Annotated in this window: 18 protein-coding genes; 11 read left to right on the forward strand and 7 right to left on the reverse strand. The window is 62.9% G+C overall.

The genetic code is table 11. The features are described from left to right. On the reverse strand, positions 1-1,200 hold the full coding sequence (locus tag RX331_RS32975) for an MFS transporter (protein ID WP_410708338.1): 1,200 nt from the start codon (positions 1,198-1,200) through the stop codon (positions 1-3). A gap of 167 nt (positions 1,201-1,367) precedes the next feature. Here RX331_RS32975 and RX331_RS32980 point away from each other — a divergent pair, with 167 nt between their 5' ends. From RX331_RS32980 to RX331_RS33010, 7 genes are all read left to right on the forward strand, one after another. After that, the gene (locus RX331_RS32980) at positions 1,368-1,793 is read left to right on the forward strand and encodes a hypothetical protein (RefSeq protein ID WP_317253757.1); all 426 of its coding nucleotides are present in this window, start codon (positions 1,368-1,370) and stop codon (positions 1,791-1,793) included. A 77-nt stretch (positions 1,794-1,870) separates the two neighbouring features. Further along, positions 1,871-2,164: a hypothetical protein gene (locus RX331_RS32985; protein WP_317253758.1), complete on the forward strand. Its 294-nt coding sequence runs from the start codon at positions 1,871-1,873 to the stop codon at positions 2,162-2,164. Next, entirely contained in the window at positions 2,161-3,594 is a 1,434-nt protein-coding gene (locus tag RX331_RS32990; RefSeq protein ID WP_317253759.1) for a TolC family protein, read from the forward strand. Before RX331_RS32985 ends, RX331_RS32990 begins: the two co-directional genes overlap by 4 nt. Before the next feature lie 10 nt (positions 3,595-3,604). Continuing rightward, positions 3,605-4,975: a copper oxidase gene (locus RX331_RS32995; RefSeq protein WP_317253760.1), complete on the forward strand. Its 1,371-nt coding sequence runs from the start codon at positions 3,605-3,607 to the stop codon at positions 4,973-4,975. Positions 4,976-5,033: 58 nt separating this feature from the next. Further along, the gene (locus RX331_RS33000; protein WP_317253761.1) at positions 5,034-5,495 is read left to right on the forward strand and encodes a cupredoxin family protein; all 462 of its coding nucleotides are present in this window, start codon (positions 5,034-5,036) and stop codon (positions 5,493-5,495) included. A 56-nt stretch (positions 5,496-5,551) separates the two neighbouring features. After that, a complete protein-coding gene (locus RX331_RS33005) occupies positions 5,552-5,854 on the forward strand; it encodes a copper-binding protein (protein WP_410708034.1) in 303 nt (100 codons plus the stop codon). Between the two features lie 350 nt (positions 5,855-6,204). Beyond that, positions 6,205-7,272 carry an AI-2E family transporter gene (locus RX331_RS33010; protein ID WP_317253762.1) on the forward strand — a complete coding sequence of 356 codons (1,068 nt, stop codon included), beginning with the start codon at positions 6,205-6,207 and terminating at the stop codon, positions 7,270-7,272. A 19-nt stretch (positions 7,273-7,291) separates the two neighbouring features. On the opposite strand, the gene RX331_RS33015 is transcribed toward RX331_RS33010, so the two are convergent. Continuing rightward, positions 7,292-8,134: a GNAT family N-acetyltransferase gene (locus RX331_RS33015; RefSeq protein ID WP_317253763.1), complete on the reverse strand. Its 843-nt coding sequence runs from the start codon at positions 8,132-8,134 to the stop codon at positions 7,292-7,294. Between the two features lie 290 nt (positions 8,135-8,424). On the opposite strand from RX331_RS33015, the gene RX331_RS33020 reads away from it, so the two are divergent. Beyond that, positions 8,425-8,835, forward strand: coding sequence for a hypothetical protein (locus RX331_RS33020; protein ID WP_317253764.1), 411 nt, complete (start codon positions 8,425-8,427; stop codon positions 8,833-8,835). A gap of 937 nt (positions 8,836-9,772) precedes the next feature. Here RX331_RS33020 and RX331_RS33025 read toward each other — a convergent pair. Further along, on the reverse strand, positions 9,773-9,958 hold the full coding sequence (locus tag RX331_RS33025) for a hypothetical protein (protein ID WP_317253765.1): 186 nt from the start codon (positions 9,956-9,958) through the stop codon (positions 9,773-9,775). A gap of 221 nt (positions 9,959-10,179) precedes the next feature. Beyond that, entirely contained in the window at positions 10,180-11,160 is a 981-nt protein-coding gene (locus RX331_RS33030; RefSeq protein ID WP_317253766.1) for a dienelactone hydrolase family protein, read from the reverse strand. A gap of 163 nt (positions 11,161-11,323) precedes the next feature. On the opposite strand from RX331_RS33030, the gene RX331_RS33035 reads away from it, so the two are divergent. From RX331_RS33035 to RX331_RS33045, 3 genes are all read left to right on the forward strand, one after another. Further along, entirely contained in the window at positions 11,324-11,512 is a 189-nt protein-coding gene (locus tag RX331_RS33035; protein WP_317253767.1) for a hypothetical protein, read from the forward strand. Beyond that, the gene (locus RX331_RS33040) at positions 11,509-11,952 is read left to right on the forward strand and encodes a hypothetical protein (protein ID WP_317253768.1); all 444 of its coding nucleotides are present in this window, start codon (positions 11,509-11,511) and stop codon (positions 11,950-11,952) included. Before RX331_RS33035 ends, RX331_RS33040 begins: the two co-directional genes overlap by 4 nt. Before the next feature lie 188 nt (positions 11,953-12,140). Continuing rightward, positions 12,141-12,320: a hypothetical protein gene (locus RX331_RS33045; protein ID WP_317253769.1), complete on the forward strand. Its 180-nt coding sequence runs from the start codon at positions 12,141-12,143 to the stop codon at positions 12,318-12,320. Positions 12,321-12,411: 91 nt separating this feature from the next. Here RX331_RS33045 and RX331_RS33050 read toward each other — a convergent pair whose 3' ends face one another. The 3 genes from RX331_RS33050 to opgC all read right to left on the reverse strand — a co-directional run bounded on the left by RX331_RS33050 (position 12,412) and on the right by opgC (position 14,330). Continuing rightward, a complete protein-coding gene (locus tag RX331_RS33050; RefSeq protein ID WP_317253770.1) occupies positions 12,412-12,945 on the reverse strand; it encodes a hypothetical protein in 534 nt (177 codons plus the stop codon). Between the two features lie 190 nt (positions 12,946-13,135). After that, a complete protein-coding gene (locus RX331_RS33055) occupies positions 13,136-13,894 on the reverse strand; it encodes a hypothetical protein (RefSeq protein ID WP_317253771.1) in 759 nt (252 codons plus the stop codon). Between the two features lie 214 nt (positions 13,895-14,108). Continuing rightward, positions 14,109-14,330: an OpgC domain-containing protein gene (gene opgC, locus RX331_RS33060; protein ID WP_317253772.1), complete on the reverse strand. Its 222-nt coding sequence runs from the start codon at positions 14,328-14,330 to the stop codon at positions 14,109-14,111. Positions 14,331-14,537 lie beyond the last annotated feature (207 nt).

Below are 14,537 nucleotides of genomic sequence, written 5' to 3' on the forward strand. Positions count from 1 at the left end.
TCACGCCATCGCCAGCCGCTGCCGTGCGCGCATCAACAGCAGCAGCATAATGCCGATATTGAGCGCGTTCCACGCCAGCCCATTGGCAAAGGCAGCGGTGTAGGAGCCGGTGGCGTCGAAGATCGCGCCTGAGATCCAGCCGCCGAACGACATGCCGAACACGGAGGCGAAGATCACGATGCCGACGCGGGTCGCGGCTTCCGCGGCCGGCATCGCCTCGCGCACGATGATGGCGTAGCTCGGCACGATGCCGCCCTGGAACAGGCCGAACATCGCCGAGATGACGTAAAGCGAGGTCAGGCTGTCGAAGAACAGGTAGAACAACAGCGCGGTGCCCTGCGCCACCGAGCCGATCAGCAGCGTGCGGATGCCGCCGATCTTGTCGGCAAGGAAGCCGGAGCCGATCCGGCTAATGATGCCGAAGCCCAGCATCAGCGACAGCATCTCGGCGCCGCGCGCCACGCCATAGCCGAGATCGCCGCAATAAGCGACGATGTGAACCTGCGGCATCGACATCGCGACGCAGCAGGCGATCGCGGCCAGCGACAGGATCGCCGTCAGTGCGTTGGTGGATATCCGTAAGTCAACGCGCGGCGGCGCCGCGTTCTGGTGGTCGCGCTGCCCACCCGCCCCCATCAGCAGGCGCAAGACGACCAGCGCCAGCGCCATAGCGACCGCGGTGAAGATGCCGAGCGCGATATGGGTGGTGCGCCAGCCCATCGTCTCGATGCCGTAATTGACCAGCGGCGGCCAGACCGCGCCGCCGATATAATTGCCGCTGGCGGCGACTGCGACGGCAAGCCCACGGTAGCGGACGAACCAGTGCGAGGCCTCCGCCATCAACGGACCGAAGGTCGCCGACGACGACAGTCCGATCGCAAAATGCACCAGGATGAATTGCCAGATCGAGGTCGACATCCCCGCGACCACATAGCCGAGGCCGAGAATGCCGATGCCGAGCCCGATCGCGGTGACGATGCCGTAGCGGTCGGTGATTTTGCCGGTCAGCACCGCGCCGGAGCCGAAGCCGAGCATGATCATGGTGAAGGCGAGCGAGGCAGTGCCGCGGCTGGCGGCAAACTCGGCCTGCACCACCGGCAGCGCGACCACCACCGACCACATGCCAACGCTGCCGAGCGAGCCGATCAGCACCGCAACGACAAGCCGCAGCCATGCCCGGCGCGAGTCGGGAATGAACAGCTCGGAATCTCGGGAAAGTTCAGAAGAAATTACCACGGCGGGCGCAGCTTCGGGGGCCAATCGCCTAACGTCAAGCCACAATGCCGAGATATTGGGCATGCAGAATGTGATGGGACGGCGGCCATCGGTACCTTGGCGGAATCGGCCGTTGGTATTAGTTTGCCGCCATGTTCGTTCGCCTGACGAGACCTGCACGCGCCAGAGCCGGGTGGTTTGCCGCCCTGCTCTATCTGTCTTGCGTGCTCGCGCCCGGCGCCGCGATGGCGCTCGGTGACGCGGCCTCGTGTCTTGTGATGAAGGTCGAAACGGCCGCGGCTGCGCCGGGGCACGATGCGTCCCCGCATCAGCACCATGAGGCGCATAGCGCCCATCATGCGAATGCCGGCGCCGTTCACGACGAACCAGCCGAGCCTCAGCACCATGGCAAGTCTTCGCCGGGGCCGTGCTGTGCCATGCTGTGCGTGTCCGCGATCGCGGCCGATCTGCCTTCTGTGGCAACGCCGTCGCAGCCGATTTCGCTCTGTGTATCCGAGAATTTCCAGCGCCTGCCGAGCAAGGCGACCCCCCTGCTCTACCGTCCCCCCATCGCCTGATTTTCTGACCTAACGACGTCGGCAGCCGCGCGATGAGCGCGCGCACGCCCGTGGTCCATCAGAATCAGGAATAGATCATGTCTTCGCAGTCTGGGGCGAAGCCCACCGCCGTTGATGCGGCGCGCGGGCGCCATTCCATATTTCATTTGCCGATGTGTGGGATCGCCATCGCGCTGGCCGCCGGCGCCGTCGGCTGTACGCCCGCGTCGACGCGAATCGCCGGTGCCGATCCGGCAGATCCCGCGGCGAAGACGGCCGGCGTCGGCTACCGTTCGACCATCGCGCCCTATACCGCGCTGCGCCCGTCGACACCGGCGCCGTGGCGTGAACGCAATGACAGTGTCGCCCCGAAGCAAGGGGAACGGCCATGAAATGTCTCTTCATCCGGCACACGCCGATCATCGTGCTGCTGACAGCAAGCGTTGCACTCGCCGGCTGCGCGTCGTTTTCGCCGGGTACCGGCATGACCGTCGTCGCTGACGTCGCTAACCAGACCATTGGCAAAGACGTCGCCTTCGTGCGCTGGGCCGACGATGCCACGCGGACCGGCGGCACGGTACGCCGCCTGCTCGGTCGGCCGCTCACCGCCGATGCCGCTGTGCAGGTCGCGCTGCTCAGCAACAAGGGCTTGCAGGCCGCCTATAATGAACTGGCGTTGGCGGAAACCGATCTCATCGCCCAGAGCCTGCCACCGAACCCGACGTTCTCGATCTCCCGCATCTCCGGCAACGGCGCCAGCGAAATCGAGCGGCAGGTGATCGGCGACATTCTCGCGCTCGCCACCCTGCCGTTCCGCTCCGAGATCGCGCGCGAGCGTTTCCGTCAGGCGCAACTCCGCGCCGCACTGGAGACGCTGCGGCTCGCCGCCGAGCTCAGGCGCACCTATTTCCGCACCGTTGCGGCCAACGAGATGGTCGTGCTGCTGTCCGATGCCAAATCGACCGCCGAGAGCACGGCGCAGCTTGCAAAAAAACTCGGCGAGACCGGTTCGCTGAACAAGCTCGACCAGGCGCGCGAGCAGGTGTTTTACGCCGAAACCACCGCCGACCTCGCCTCCGCGCGGCAGGAGGCAGCCAGCGCCCGCGAGCGCCTGACGCGCCTGATGGGCCTGTGGGGCGACGATGTCGATTTCCGCCTGCCGAACCGCCTTCCGGCGCTGCCGCGGCAGCCGCGATCGCTGCCGACCATCGAAGCCGACGCGGTCGGCCATCGCATCGACCTGCGGATCGCGCGGATGGAATTGGCCGCGCTCGAAAAGGCGCTCGGTCTCACCCGGGCGACGCGCTTCGTCACGCTGCTCGACGTCGCCGGCATATCGAAGCGCACGGCGGATCCGGAGACGCCGCCGTTCCGCGAACGGGGTTTCGACATCCAGTTCCAGATTCCGATCTTCGACGGCGGCGAAGTGCGCGTCCGCCAGGCTGTCGAGAGCTACAACCAGGCCTTCAACCTGCTGACTGAAAAGGCCGTCAACGTGCGCTCGGAGGCGCGCGACGCCTACCGCGTCTACCGCTCGACCTGGGATATCGCCAGCCACTACCAGCGCGAGATCCTGCCGCTGCGCCAGATCATCACCGAGGAGATGCAGCTTCGCTTCTCCTCGATGCAGATCGACGTGTTCGCGCTGCTGACCGAAGCGCGCCAGCGCCTCGCCTCGCTGCGCGCGGCGATCGACGCCAAGCGCGCGTTCTGGTTGGCGCAATCCGACCTGCAAACCGCAATCAACGGCGGCGGATCGGGCGCGAAAGAGAATCCAACGGCCACGGCAGCAGCCGCACCCGCCGCCGCTGGCGCACATTAGGAGAAGCACGATGTTCTCACGTAGAGGATTTCTCGGCTCCGCAGCCCTCGTCGGCGCCAGCGCCATCACCGGCCACGTGCAGGCCGCATCGATTCCCGAGGCGGCGACAATGGACAAGGCGGTGATGCAACCGCCGCTGCATCCGACCACCGGCCCTGACTACCGCCCCGTCGTCACGCTGAACGGCTGGACGCTGCCCTGGCGCATGAACGGCGACTGGAAGGAATTCCACCTGGTCGCCGAACCCGTGGTGCGCGAATTCGCCGAAGGCATGAAGGCTAATCTGTGGGGCTACAACGGTCAGGCACCCGGGCCGACGATCGAGGCGGTCGAAGGCGACAAGGTCCGCATCTTTGTTACCAACCGCCTGCCCGAAGCCACCACGGTGCACTGGCACGGCATGATCCTGCCCAGCGGCATGGACGGCGTCGGCGGCCTCACCCAACCGCACATCCCGCCGGGGAAAACCTTCGTCTACGAGTTCCAGCTCAGGCACAGCGGAACGTTCATGTACCACCCGCACTCCGACGAGATGGTGCAGATGGCGATGGGCATGATGGGCATGTTCGTCGTGCATCCCCGCGATCCGAAATTCCGCCCGGTCGATCGCGATTTCGTCTTCGTGATGTCGAGCTATCTGATCGACCCCGGCACCTATTTGCCGAAGGTCACCGAGATGACCGACTTCAACATGTGGACCTGGAATTGCCGCGTCTTCCCCGGCATTGATCCGATGCCCGTCCGGCTTGGCGACACCGTGCGTGTGCGCATGGGCAATCTCACCATGACCAACCATCCCATCCATCTGCACGGCCACAAATTCGTGGTGTCGTGCACCGACGGCGGCTGGGTCCCGGAGACCGCGCAATGGCCGGAGACGACCATCGATGTTCCGGTCGGCGCGGTCAGGGCTTTTGACATGCTGGCGGACAATCCCGGTGACTGGGCATTCCACTGCCACAAGTCGCACCACACGATGAATGCGATGGGCCACGACGTGAAGAACCTGATCGGCGTGCCGCACCGGGATCTCGCCAAGGCGGTCGGCAAGCTAGCGCCCGACGCGATGGTGATGGGATCGACCGGCATGGCGATGGGCCAGATGGAAATGCCGGCGCCCGACAACACGCTGCCAATGATGACCGGCACCGGTCAGTTCGGCCCGATCGAGATGGGCGGCATGTTCACGGTGATGAAGATCCGCGAGGGGCTGGCGCGCGACGACTACAGAGATCCCGGCCCCTATAAATTCCCAGCCGGCACCGTCGCGTGGGAAGTCGACGCGCCCGCCGCCAGTCCTCCGCGGCAGGAGACGCCTGCGACCTCACCGCCCGCGAAGAGCAAGGACCACAAGTCGATGCACAAGGGGATGAAGATGTAACAAGTGGCCCACACCGCCTTGAACCGGACACAACCCAATCAACAACGGAACAATACCGATGAAGAATATCGCGACGATCACCTTGGCACTGATCGCGCTCGCCGCGCTGGCACCACCTGCGTTGAGCCACGACAAGCACGCCCATGAAACCTATTCGGCCGGCGAGCCCGGCAATCCCGAGAAACCTTCGCGCACCATCGAGGTTGCCATGAGCGAGATGGAATACACGCCATCGCGCATTGAGGTGAAGCGCGGCGAGCAGATCCGTTTGGTGATCCGTAATGCCGGCAAGGAAGATCACGAATTCCTGCTCGCGACGACGGATGAGAACCTCAAGCACGCGGAGGACATGAAGAAGCACCCGCACATGGAGCACGACGAACCGAACGCCGTTCGGCTCAAGCCCGCGAAATCGGCGGAGATCATCTGGAAATTCACCAAGACCGGAACGTTCGAATATTCGTGCCTGATCCCCGACCACCGCGACTACGGCATGATCGGCAAGATCAGCGTGAAGTGAAGCACAAGAGATCTCGCAGCCGCCGCAGAACCCGGGACCTATTGAAGGAGAACACCATGAAGAAGTTCGCACACCCGCTCGCAGCCGCAACCTTCACACTGATGCTGCTGGCACCTGCCGCTTACGCGCAAGGCAACGCCGTTCAAGGCGAAGTCAAGAAGATCGACGAGGGCGCCCGCAAGGTCACGCTCAAGCACGGCCCGATCAAGAATCTCGGGATGGACCAGGGCATGACCATGGTCTTCCGCGTCAACGACCCTGCGATGCTCAAGCAGGTCCAGGTCGGCGACAAGGTCGAGTTCGAGGCGGAGAACGGCGCGTCGGGATACACCGTGACGAAAATACACAAAGCCAAATAGACGCCCCCGCCGGCACCGCACCGGGCTGCCTTGCGGTGCCGGTCATTGCGCCGCGATCGCGCACGTGCTGATCGCGTCTGACGAAGGAACAACCACGCGTATCGTGGATTGCACCTACCTCACCACGAACGCATGGAGGCCGATATGATGGAAGCGCCGCCGATGCGGCGCTGCCGTTGAATCCCTCATCCGGTTCCTCGGCGCGCGCTAATCTCCATCAGAGTTAATCCGCAGGCCGCCATCTCTACGCAAATGACGCGCGCCCCGAAAATGTTGTACAAGGCGCTGGACAGCGCTCGACTTCCGTCCTGAACATGGATGCGAGGAGCAGAAGACGAAACGAGACGCCCGTGCGACGAATTGACGATCAAACGTTCCTGCTCCTGCTGTTTGTCGTCACATTGGCATTCGGCTGGGTGCTGTACCCCTTCTACGGCGCGGTGCTGTGGGCGATCATCGTCGCGGTGATCTTTGCACCGGTCAACCGCAGGCTACTGGCATCGATGCCTGGCCGGCAAAACCTCGCGGCGCTGCTCACCGTCCTTCTCGTCATCGCCATGGTGATCCTGCCGCTGGCGATCGTCGCGACATCGCTGGTCCAGGAAGCGACCAGTCTGTTCGGAAAGATCCAGTCCGGCGAATATGACCTCGCCGGCTATGTTCAGCGCGTGTTCGACGCGTTGCCGGCGTGGGCAGTCGGTCTGCTCGAACGCTTCAACCTCACCAATCTTTCCGGGCTTCGCGAGACGCTGTCGTCCAGCCTGATGAAGGGCGGCCAGATCCTGGCGCCGCAAGCGCTCAGCATCGGCATGAACACGTTCGAATTCATGATCAGCCTTGGCATCATGCTGTATCTACTGTTCTTCCTGATGCGCGATGGCGGCAGGCTTGCCGAAAGCATCAAGGAGGCGGTGCCGCTGCGCAGCGACCGGAAGTCGGCGCTGTTCAGCCGCTTTGCCGACGTCGTCCGCGCCACCGTCAAAGGCGGCATCCTGGTGGCGATGGCGCAGGGCGCGCTCGGCGGCCTCGCCTTCTGGTTTCTCGGCGTTCATGCCGCGCTGCTGTGGGCGGTGCTGATGGCGTTCCTGTCGCTGGTGCCGGCGATCGGCGCTGGCCTGGTCTGGGTGCCCGTCGCGATCTACTTTCTCGCGTCAGGCGCGATCTGGCAGGGCCTTGGCCTGATCGCCTATGGCGTGCTGGTCATCGGCCTCGTCGACAACCTGCTGCGGCCGTTTCTGGTCGGCAAGGACACCAAGCTGCCGGATTACGTCGTGCTGATCTCCACGCTCGGCGGCATCGATGTGTTCGGCCTCAACGGTTTTGTGCTGGGCCCATTGATCGCCGCAATCTTCATGGTGAGCTGGGAAATTTTTGTCGCGTCGCGCCGGACGACGCAGGATGAGACGGTGACGGAATAGTTCGCCCGGATATCGCACCCTACCCCAATTCAAAGCTCGTAACCCCGAACACCCGCTCCAGCCGCAGCGGCGCAATCACGCCAGTGTACATGCGCGCGGTCTCGAACACCGGCGCGAGCTCAAGACTTTCCGCCAGCGCGCTCGCCTCGCCGTTGATGCCGGGCACGTCAAGGAAAACCTCGCCGCCACCCGTCCTGGCGAGCAGCGCCGACAGCACCGATTCGGCCGCCGCGCGGTCATCCGCCACCAGCGGGCCGATCTTGCGCCCGGTGCGGCACGGGCGGATCACGCCCCACCCCGCAAGCTTTCCGTCCCGCATCAGCGCGCAGCCGACATGTCCTGACGTGCCGATCCACGCGCGCAGGAAGGACGATCGCGGCGCCGGAAACACCGTCGCGTCATCGGCAGCCACGTCCGCGAACGGCACATCGCCGAGCGCGACGAGATCGCTCCGCGGCGCATCCGGCGCTGCGACCGTGCCGCCATAGCGGATATTGGCGTAAGCGAGTGAAAAGCCGGACTTCCTGTAATTGTTCTGCTGCGCCACCACGCCGTCGAGCCCGATCACGCGCGATCCCGCATGCGCGACCGCTGCATTCCATATCCGCAAGCCAAGACCTTTGCCGCGCAAATCCGGTCGCACGATATAGAAGCCGAGAAAGGCAAAGCGCGCGTCGTAATTGACGCAGGAGATGGTCGCGGCAGGCTTGCCGTCGAGCTCACCGATCAGGAAGCCCTGCGGATCGACAGCGGCAAAGCAGGCCGCATCGGCAAGGCCCGGATTCCAGCCTTCCGCCGCCGCCCATTCGATCGCGATCGAGATTTCGTCCGGTCGCATGGCACGGATGGTGAAGCTGTTCATCGATGACGATCCTCGACTATGCACTCCGCCGTCATTGCTTCGTCGCCTCAGTGCGAAATGGCTTTGCAATTTTGTCGCGCGCTCCTCGCAATGACGCTGCTACGACATCACGATAATTGCAGCACGATGCCTGTGATCGCATCACAGTTCCTCGTTCACAATGCCGATGCGCTGTGGGCAGTCCAGAAATGGCACACATCAGCGCGCAAAATATCATTGCACCACGCAGATTGTTTAGCGAAAATTAACCGTGCTGGCTGGCGCGGCTAGAGTTTGTTGGAGGCTTCACAATGTACCGATCATCGCTCACGCTGGCCTTTGTCGTCCTCTGTTCGGCAACTGCGGCGGCCAGCGACTTGTCGTCCGTGTACGTCGCACCGGGCGGTGTCTACGCGCCGTCGTCCAACGTCTATGTGCGTCCGCGCCCCGAATATCGGCCGTACGCAGAACCCGGTTACGGCTATCGCTCTTACGGCGCGCCGCCCACCTATCGCGCGCCGGCTGCAGTTTACGGCGACTACGGTCCGGCCTACGCGGCCCAGCCGGTCTATGTCGAGCGCGCACCCGCCTATCCCGAGCGTTACTACGCCCGGGACTACGAGTACGCGCCGGAATACGCACCGCGGCCGCCGCTGGGCGTGCCTTATCGCACGCGCGCGCGGTGCGACGACGGCTATGGCGGCTGGACCTATTGCAACTGAGCCGCTGCGCGAGCGTTCGTTGCGATTGATCGATGGCCGGGCTTGGCGAGCGGAAGCGACGCCGTAATCCAGGCGGCGATGCCCGGCCACAAGATGCAAGTCCGATGCGTCACCCCCGCTGCCGCGGATTCTGCCGAGTGTCTGTCCACTATCGGACAGACGGAACGCGAGATGGCTCCCTACAACATGCCGGGGCGTTGTTGTTCACAAGGATCCAGCCACATGGCTCACCAGCGTACAGGGATCGCTCACACGCAGACTTATGCGGAGCGGCTGGAACAAGAAGCGCACAAATTCAGGGAAGCTGCGGAACATGAGCCTCCCGGCAGCATGGCCCGGGAACTGCTGCTTCGACGGGCGCAGATGATAGAATCATCCCACGTCAATCCATGGCTGAAGATCCGCCGGTCCGCCGGCGAAGCACCAACCCTCCGACCGAAATAGTCACAGCGTTTTCGCCGGCGAATTTGGGCGCCCTCGCCGCCTGCGGCAGAGGCCTGCCTGCCGCGAACGTTGGTTGATTGCGGAAACAGCGCTTATCGATGTGCGCAGCTTTCGACCAACAGCTGCCAAATGCGCTGTGCTTCGGTGCGTTGCGCTTCTGCCCTTCTGTGGATTTCCAGCACCCTCTCCGGGCTCGGCGGCTGCTCGCACGACGAACTGGCGGGGAACGAAACGGCTTCACGCGGCACGAGCCACCGTTCCGAAATCGGGTCATACCATTTGCCAATCTTCATTTCGACGACACTAGTCCGGTTCGTATTGTCCATGTGCTCGAACCTGGGGACGCAGGACGATTGCGGAGTTCCGATACTCAACAAGGCTTCTCCCACCGACCTCGGTTCGCTCGTGTGGTTGCAACCAAATGTCGATGCGAGTGTTCCTGTCGAAGACCTTTCGGCATAGCTCCCATCTGCATCGAGCAATGGCAGCGCGCTTAAGCGGCAGGCCGGACCTGCTGCGGCGAGTTGGTTGTTTGCTGCTCGATCTCCAGTGTCTTGGCCTGCGCGCGGCATTGGCCTGCGAATAACTGAAGCCGTTCGACCGTCAGCGTGTCGAGAATGGCCTTCGAGAGCCGCTCGGCGCGGGCCGCCTGCTGCAACAGATGTTCGAGCTTGCTCATGACCGGCCCTCAATTGTCCGAAATAATTTGAAGCGAATTGTTGCGTTCCACCGATGCTCCATTGTTGCCTAACAGCCGGTAAATTTCTGTGAGCCGGGTCACGCTGCCGCGCGCCGCGCTTTCCCGCGCGGAATGACGTCAGCGCTTCGCATCGATCTCAGTCATCGTCTCGCCTCTGTAACTTGCCGACGGCGCGCGGTCATAAAGGCGATCGGCACCCTTCATTTGAGATGGCGATCGAGAAATTGGTGCAGGCGGTGCGTTGCATCGTCGGCCGCCTCGCCATCGTATTCCAGCCAGTGATCGAACATGGTCTGCCCGGGCTGCAGGTGCGGGTAATAGAATCCATGGTACACGCCGGGATAGACGATCAGTTCGATCGGCGGCCCGTCATTGCCCCAGCTCGCGACCTTGTCGGCGCAGTCGGACGCCGGCGTCCAATTGTCGAGGGCGCCAATGAAGATGAGCGTCGGGATTCCCGGACGGGACGTCCATGGATCCTTGCATGGCGGATAGAACGCAGCCGCCGCCCGGAAGCGCAACTTGCTCGGCGGAAGGAACAGCTCGAATGAGTTCGGCTCCGCGACGGAGAGAGTGACCCGAGCGCCCGCCGAGAAGCCGACCACCGCCACGCGTTCCGAATCGACGAAGGTCTGGCTGCCCAAGAAGAGCAGCGCACCATAAGCATCCGGTCTGCGCTTGAGGAAGGTGGCGAACGCGGTCGATGTGCAGGCATCAACGATGCGGCGCGTGGCGTAGCTGTCAACCAGAAGCAAGACATAGCCGCGACCGACAAGTCTATCGGCCAGCCTCTGCCTTGTCGTGTCATGCATCCCGGCGCAGCCGTGCAGTCCGACGACGGCCGGAAAAGGACCCGCGCCATCGGGCTTCGCCAGATAACCCTCGATGCGCTCACCGTCGATGATCGTACCGGAAAGGAGTCGTTGAGAGGCGCTTTCGAACGCGACGTGCTCCAGGGATGCTGCCAGTGCGCCAGCCATCAGCGCGTGTATGGCGCAGTAAAGCGTCAGCACCAGCGAAGCACGCCTGGGCAAGGGCTCGCCCTCTTTTTCCAGCGAAGCAATCGTTCCTGACTGCGCTGCTCGCCGATCGTGGATGATACGCGTTCGACTTTGCATCGCCGGGCCGCAGAACGGTGCGATAGCACCAGGCGAGTTCCCCACGCTGCTGGATTTACTCACGCAAAACTCAAGCCAACCAACTACTTATCGAAACGATGGAACCGCAGCGGCGGCGGAACTACACCAAAATTTGATCTGATTTCGCTGAAAAACGGGGACAAACCCGAATGCAGCCTTGATTTGGCTTTCTTGTTTTAACGGGGCCGATCGGTGAGTAACGCGTATGACCGACCAACAATTGGCTATTGCCGCGATTGGCGAGGCTCAGCTGATACTTGAAGAATATCTGCAACCCCGGCCTCAGAACAATGAGCGCATCCTCGACAAGCTCGTAGAGGTTCTGGAGCGTCCCGACGTGATGGCGGCGGTGAGCCGCTTGCAGCAACGCAGTTGCTCGGAGGCGCTCAAATGAACAAGCAGCCTTCATCAACGACTTTGACGGCTTCCGTTGCTGCGCTGTTGTTGTTGGGAATGCCCGACGTCGAAGCGAAACAGCAATGCAGCGCCGCGATGCCATCCAGCCAGAACGGCAAATGGTGGTCCTATCGTCTTATCGATGGACGCAAGTGCTGGTACGAAGGCAAGCCCGGACTTTCGAAAGCCTTGCTGGAATGGCCAAAGAGCGCCTCGGCGGAACCATCGCCGAAGGATTCTACGCAAGCCTCCCGCAAGGATTTTGCCGACGCGGTCTCAGCGAAGCGCCGCAGTCCACTGGATGCACAAGCGTGGTCGCCGAAAGAAGCCGTGCAGCCCTGGGTGCCGGAAGAAGCCGTGCAAGCGCGGGCACCGAACTATGTCCCCGACACGTTCGATGCGCTGTGGAGCGGAAGGATCTGGCTGTTAGACCGCTGAAAGGTTGACCTGCCGCGGCTCGTTCGGGGCGTCGCGGTTTCTTCCTAACGAGGTCTGTCGCTGATTTTCGACACTGATTTCATCGTCTGCGGTTCTCAAGACAACGGCTGTTCGATCAATGGTCACTCGGCACGTTGGAACGAGAGTTTGGGGTCTTATCTGAGTGTCGCCCTTTAGAGGAGGGTGCCGTGAGCAATCTGTTGCGTGAGGGTGAGGCCGGGCGGCGCCAGCCGCTTCAACATCATACGTGCAATCATTGCGGCGGCACCGCACGGGCCGTCGAGATTCTGGATAGCCGGCAAGGCAAGAACGTTCGCCTCCTGCGCTGCCTCAGTTGTAAAAAAACCAGTTGGACTGAAGAGCAGTAACCGCGCCGGCTCGAATTGGTCCTGAGACCGGCCTTGCGCTCACGGTTCTGGAAGAACTTCGAGTCAGAGCCGTCGGAGCCATTCGGATGAATCAGATTTCGCAATCGGCTGAATTCAATGCTTTGCGCAAGCCACCGAAGGCGCTTAGCCGACAGGTCTCGGCGTCGCTGGCAAGCTTTGGCCGTTCGGAAATGGCAATTCGCTTGACGGCAGCCGTCTTGATAGCTGACGTCTTGATCGCCACTGTCCTGATAGCGACGGTCTTGATACTGACTATTTTGGGCTTCGGCTTGGGACGTGCGGCGGCAGTGACCTTCTTCGGTTTGGGCTCGTGTCGTTGGCGGTTGATCAGCATCGGGGGCTCCGAAGAACCCACACTGACGACTTCCGGCTGAGCAATATCTTCGCTGATCGGAGTAGGCTGCGCCGGCGCCTCACTGCTCGCAACGGCAACTTCAAGCCGGTCGGCCTTCGCCAACGCTTCATGTGAATCGGACATGCGCATCGTTGTGTCGGCAAGCGGCTGGATGGCCACTGCATCACGCGCGGGAGTCCTGAATTCCATTGCCACCAGCACTCCTACACACAATGGGATAAGGAGGCCCACCAACACCATTCTGAGCATGGTAGCTCCTCCGGTTGGTCTAGCGCTGGTGAAATTCTCCGATTCAATGAGGCAACTTGGCGGCGGCTCACAGCCGGCTTGCCGACAGGGTTAACGCCGGCCGGGATGCTAACGCGCAGGTGTTGAATGGAGGCGCCGCCGAATGATCGATCCCCCGGCGTTCGCGATGGCCACCAATTTCGTTCTCGCGTCAATCGCGCAACAGCACGGCTTCCCGAACGGTCCGGCTCGAGCCCAAGACAACGGCGAGTCCCAGCGCCATCAGCAGCACGCCAAGCCAGGTTGCCGTCCAGCCCGGCCCATCATCGGCCCTCGCTGCGATCGGAGCGGCGGCCTGCGCAGCCGGAGGGACGGAGACGGCAACCGCGTCGCTCGGGGCCGGCGCGGCTGCCAGAAGCGTCTTCTCGTCGAGCCGGCGCGGCGTGGGTTGGTCAGGCGCGGGCTGATCGGTCGCTTGGTTGGCAGCCGCGACGGGTACCGCCGGCACGAAGGTCGCGGCGCCCGTGGCCTGGACGGGAGCAACATCAACGACCTTGACCTCGGGCGCCGGCCGCGGCGGTTCAGGCGCTTCCACCGGCGCGGAGCGCAGCATCTCCGCGCGCGCCTCCATGACTGCCTTGCGCTTGCGCGCGGTCTCGTTCGCGCCAACGACACGAGCCTTCGCGGCGCGAACTCGATCACGAACCTGCTTCACCGTCGCGTTCCCCTCGGCAGTCTGGAACCAGCACTTGCGGCCTCCCTCGGTGCGATAGACCCAGCGCTGACCGTCCGCCGTCGATGTCCCGGGCCGCGACGAGCATTCCCTTTCCTTTTCCGCAGGAGCGAGCTCCGGGGCTGCCGGGGGAGGAGAGGCACCGAACACATCGGCAAGAGGATTCGACGACGCAGAAGTCGGGAGGCTTGTGAGAACGACGAAGGCGGCGATGCTCAATCGCAAATGACCCGACATGGAAACTCCAGTGTTGCGCCCCACGCCGCACGACCTTTGGCCGCGACCTCGTTCACAATGCGACTCAAATCTGGCAAGGCGGCGGATTCATTCTGGCCCGCAAACGAAATTGCGGCGCGATCGGTCATTGCAGTTCAGTAAGTTATGTTGCTCACAGCCCCGATGTGGCGAAGACTGGTTCGATGCACAACGTTCGATCGCAGTGTCCCAGATATTACGATCGCTGCCTGGGCTTGATACGGATTGGTTCAGCAGTGTCGCAGTCGCGATCATCGCCGCGACGCCGAGGAGACTGAACGCCATGCATGGCAGGTCCCTCTGAAATGTCGAACAGCGCCATGTGGCTGGCGATGGTCAAGAGAACGCCGAGGCAAAAGATTGGCAGCGAGTTCTGGCCGCAGAGGATCGCGCCGCGCATTACCGGTGTCGTCAGCATCGCACGTGATTACGCCAGTTCGTCCAACGCGCTTGACTGGTCTCTCCGATGCCGGCTGTCAAGGAAGAGCGAGACTGGGTTCGCGGGGTCAAGCACTACGGAAAAATTCAGCCCGAGCCTCGCGCAAGGATGTTGCCGACGCGGTCTCAGCGAAGCGCCGCAGTCCGCCGGGTCCAAAAGCGTGGTCGCGTCCGGAAAAAGCCGTGC

Origin of the sequence: Bradyrhizobium sp. BWA-3-5 (genome assembly GCF_032917985.1) — a bacterium.
In the GTDB taxonomy this organism is placed as follows: domain Bacteria; phylum Pseudomonadota; class Alphaproteobacteria; order Rhizobiales; family Xanthobacteraceae; genus Bradyrhizobium.

Coding starts and splice junctions, on each gene's coding strand:
- RX331_RS32980 (WP_317253757.1), top strand. CDS start 1,368: ATGTTCGTTCGCCTGACGAGACCTGCACGCGCCAGAGCCGGGTGGTTT.
- RX331_RS32985 (WP_317253758.1), top strand. CDS start 1,871: ATGTCTTCGCAGTCTGGGGCGAAGCCCACCGCCGTTGATGCGGCGCGC.
- RX331_RS32990 (WP_317253759.1), top strand. CDS start 2,161: ATGAAATGTCTCTTCATCCGGCACACGCCGATCATCGTGCTGCTGACA.
- RX331_RS32995 (WP_317253760.1), top strand. CDS start 3,605: ATGTTCTCACGTAGAGGATTTCTCGGCTCCGCAGCCCTCGTCGGCGCC.
- RX331_RS33000 (WP_317253761.1), top strand. CDS start 5,034: ATGAAGAATATCGCGACGATCACCTTGGCACTGATCGCGCTCGCCGCG.
- RX331_RS33005 (WP_410708034.1), top strand. CDS start 5,552: ATGAAGAAGTTCGCACACCCGCTCGCAGCCGCAACCTTCACACTGATG.
- RX331_RS33015 (WP_317253763.1), bottom strand. CDS start 8,134: ATGAACAGCTTCACCATCCGTGCCATGCGACCGGACGAAATCTCGATC.
- RX331_RS33020 (WP_317253764.1), top strand. CDS start 8,425: ATGTACCGATCATCGCTCACGCTGGCCTTTGTCGTCCTCTGTTCGGCA.
- RX331_RS33025 (WP_317253765.1), bottom strand. CDS start 9,958: ATGAGCAAGCTCGAACATCTGTTGCAGCAGGCGGCCCGCGCCGAGCGG.
- RX331_RS33035 (WP_317253767.1), top strand. CDS start 11,324: ATGACCGACCAACAATTGGCTATTGCCGCGATTGGCGAGGCTCAGCTG.
- RX331_RS33040 (WP_317253768.1), top strand. CDS start 11,509: ATGAACAAGCAGCCTTCATCAACGACTTTGACGGCTTCCGTTGCTGCG.
- RX331_RS33050 (WP_317253770.1), bottom strand. CDS start 12,945: ATGCTCAGAATGGTGTTGGTGGGCCTCCTTATCCCATTGTGTGTAGGA.
- RX331_RS33055 (WP_317253771.1), bottom strand. CDS start 13,894: ATGTCGGGTCATTTGCGATTGAGCATCGCCGCCTTCGTCGTTCTCACA.
- opgC (WP_317253772.1), bottom strand. CDS start 14,330: ATGCTGACGACACCGGTAATGCGCGGCGCGATCCTCTGCGGCCAGAAC.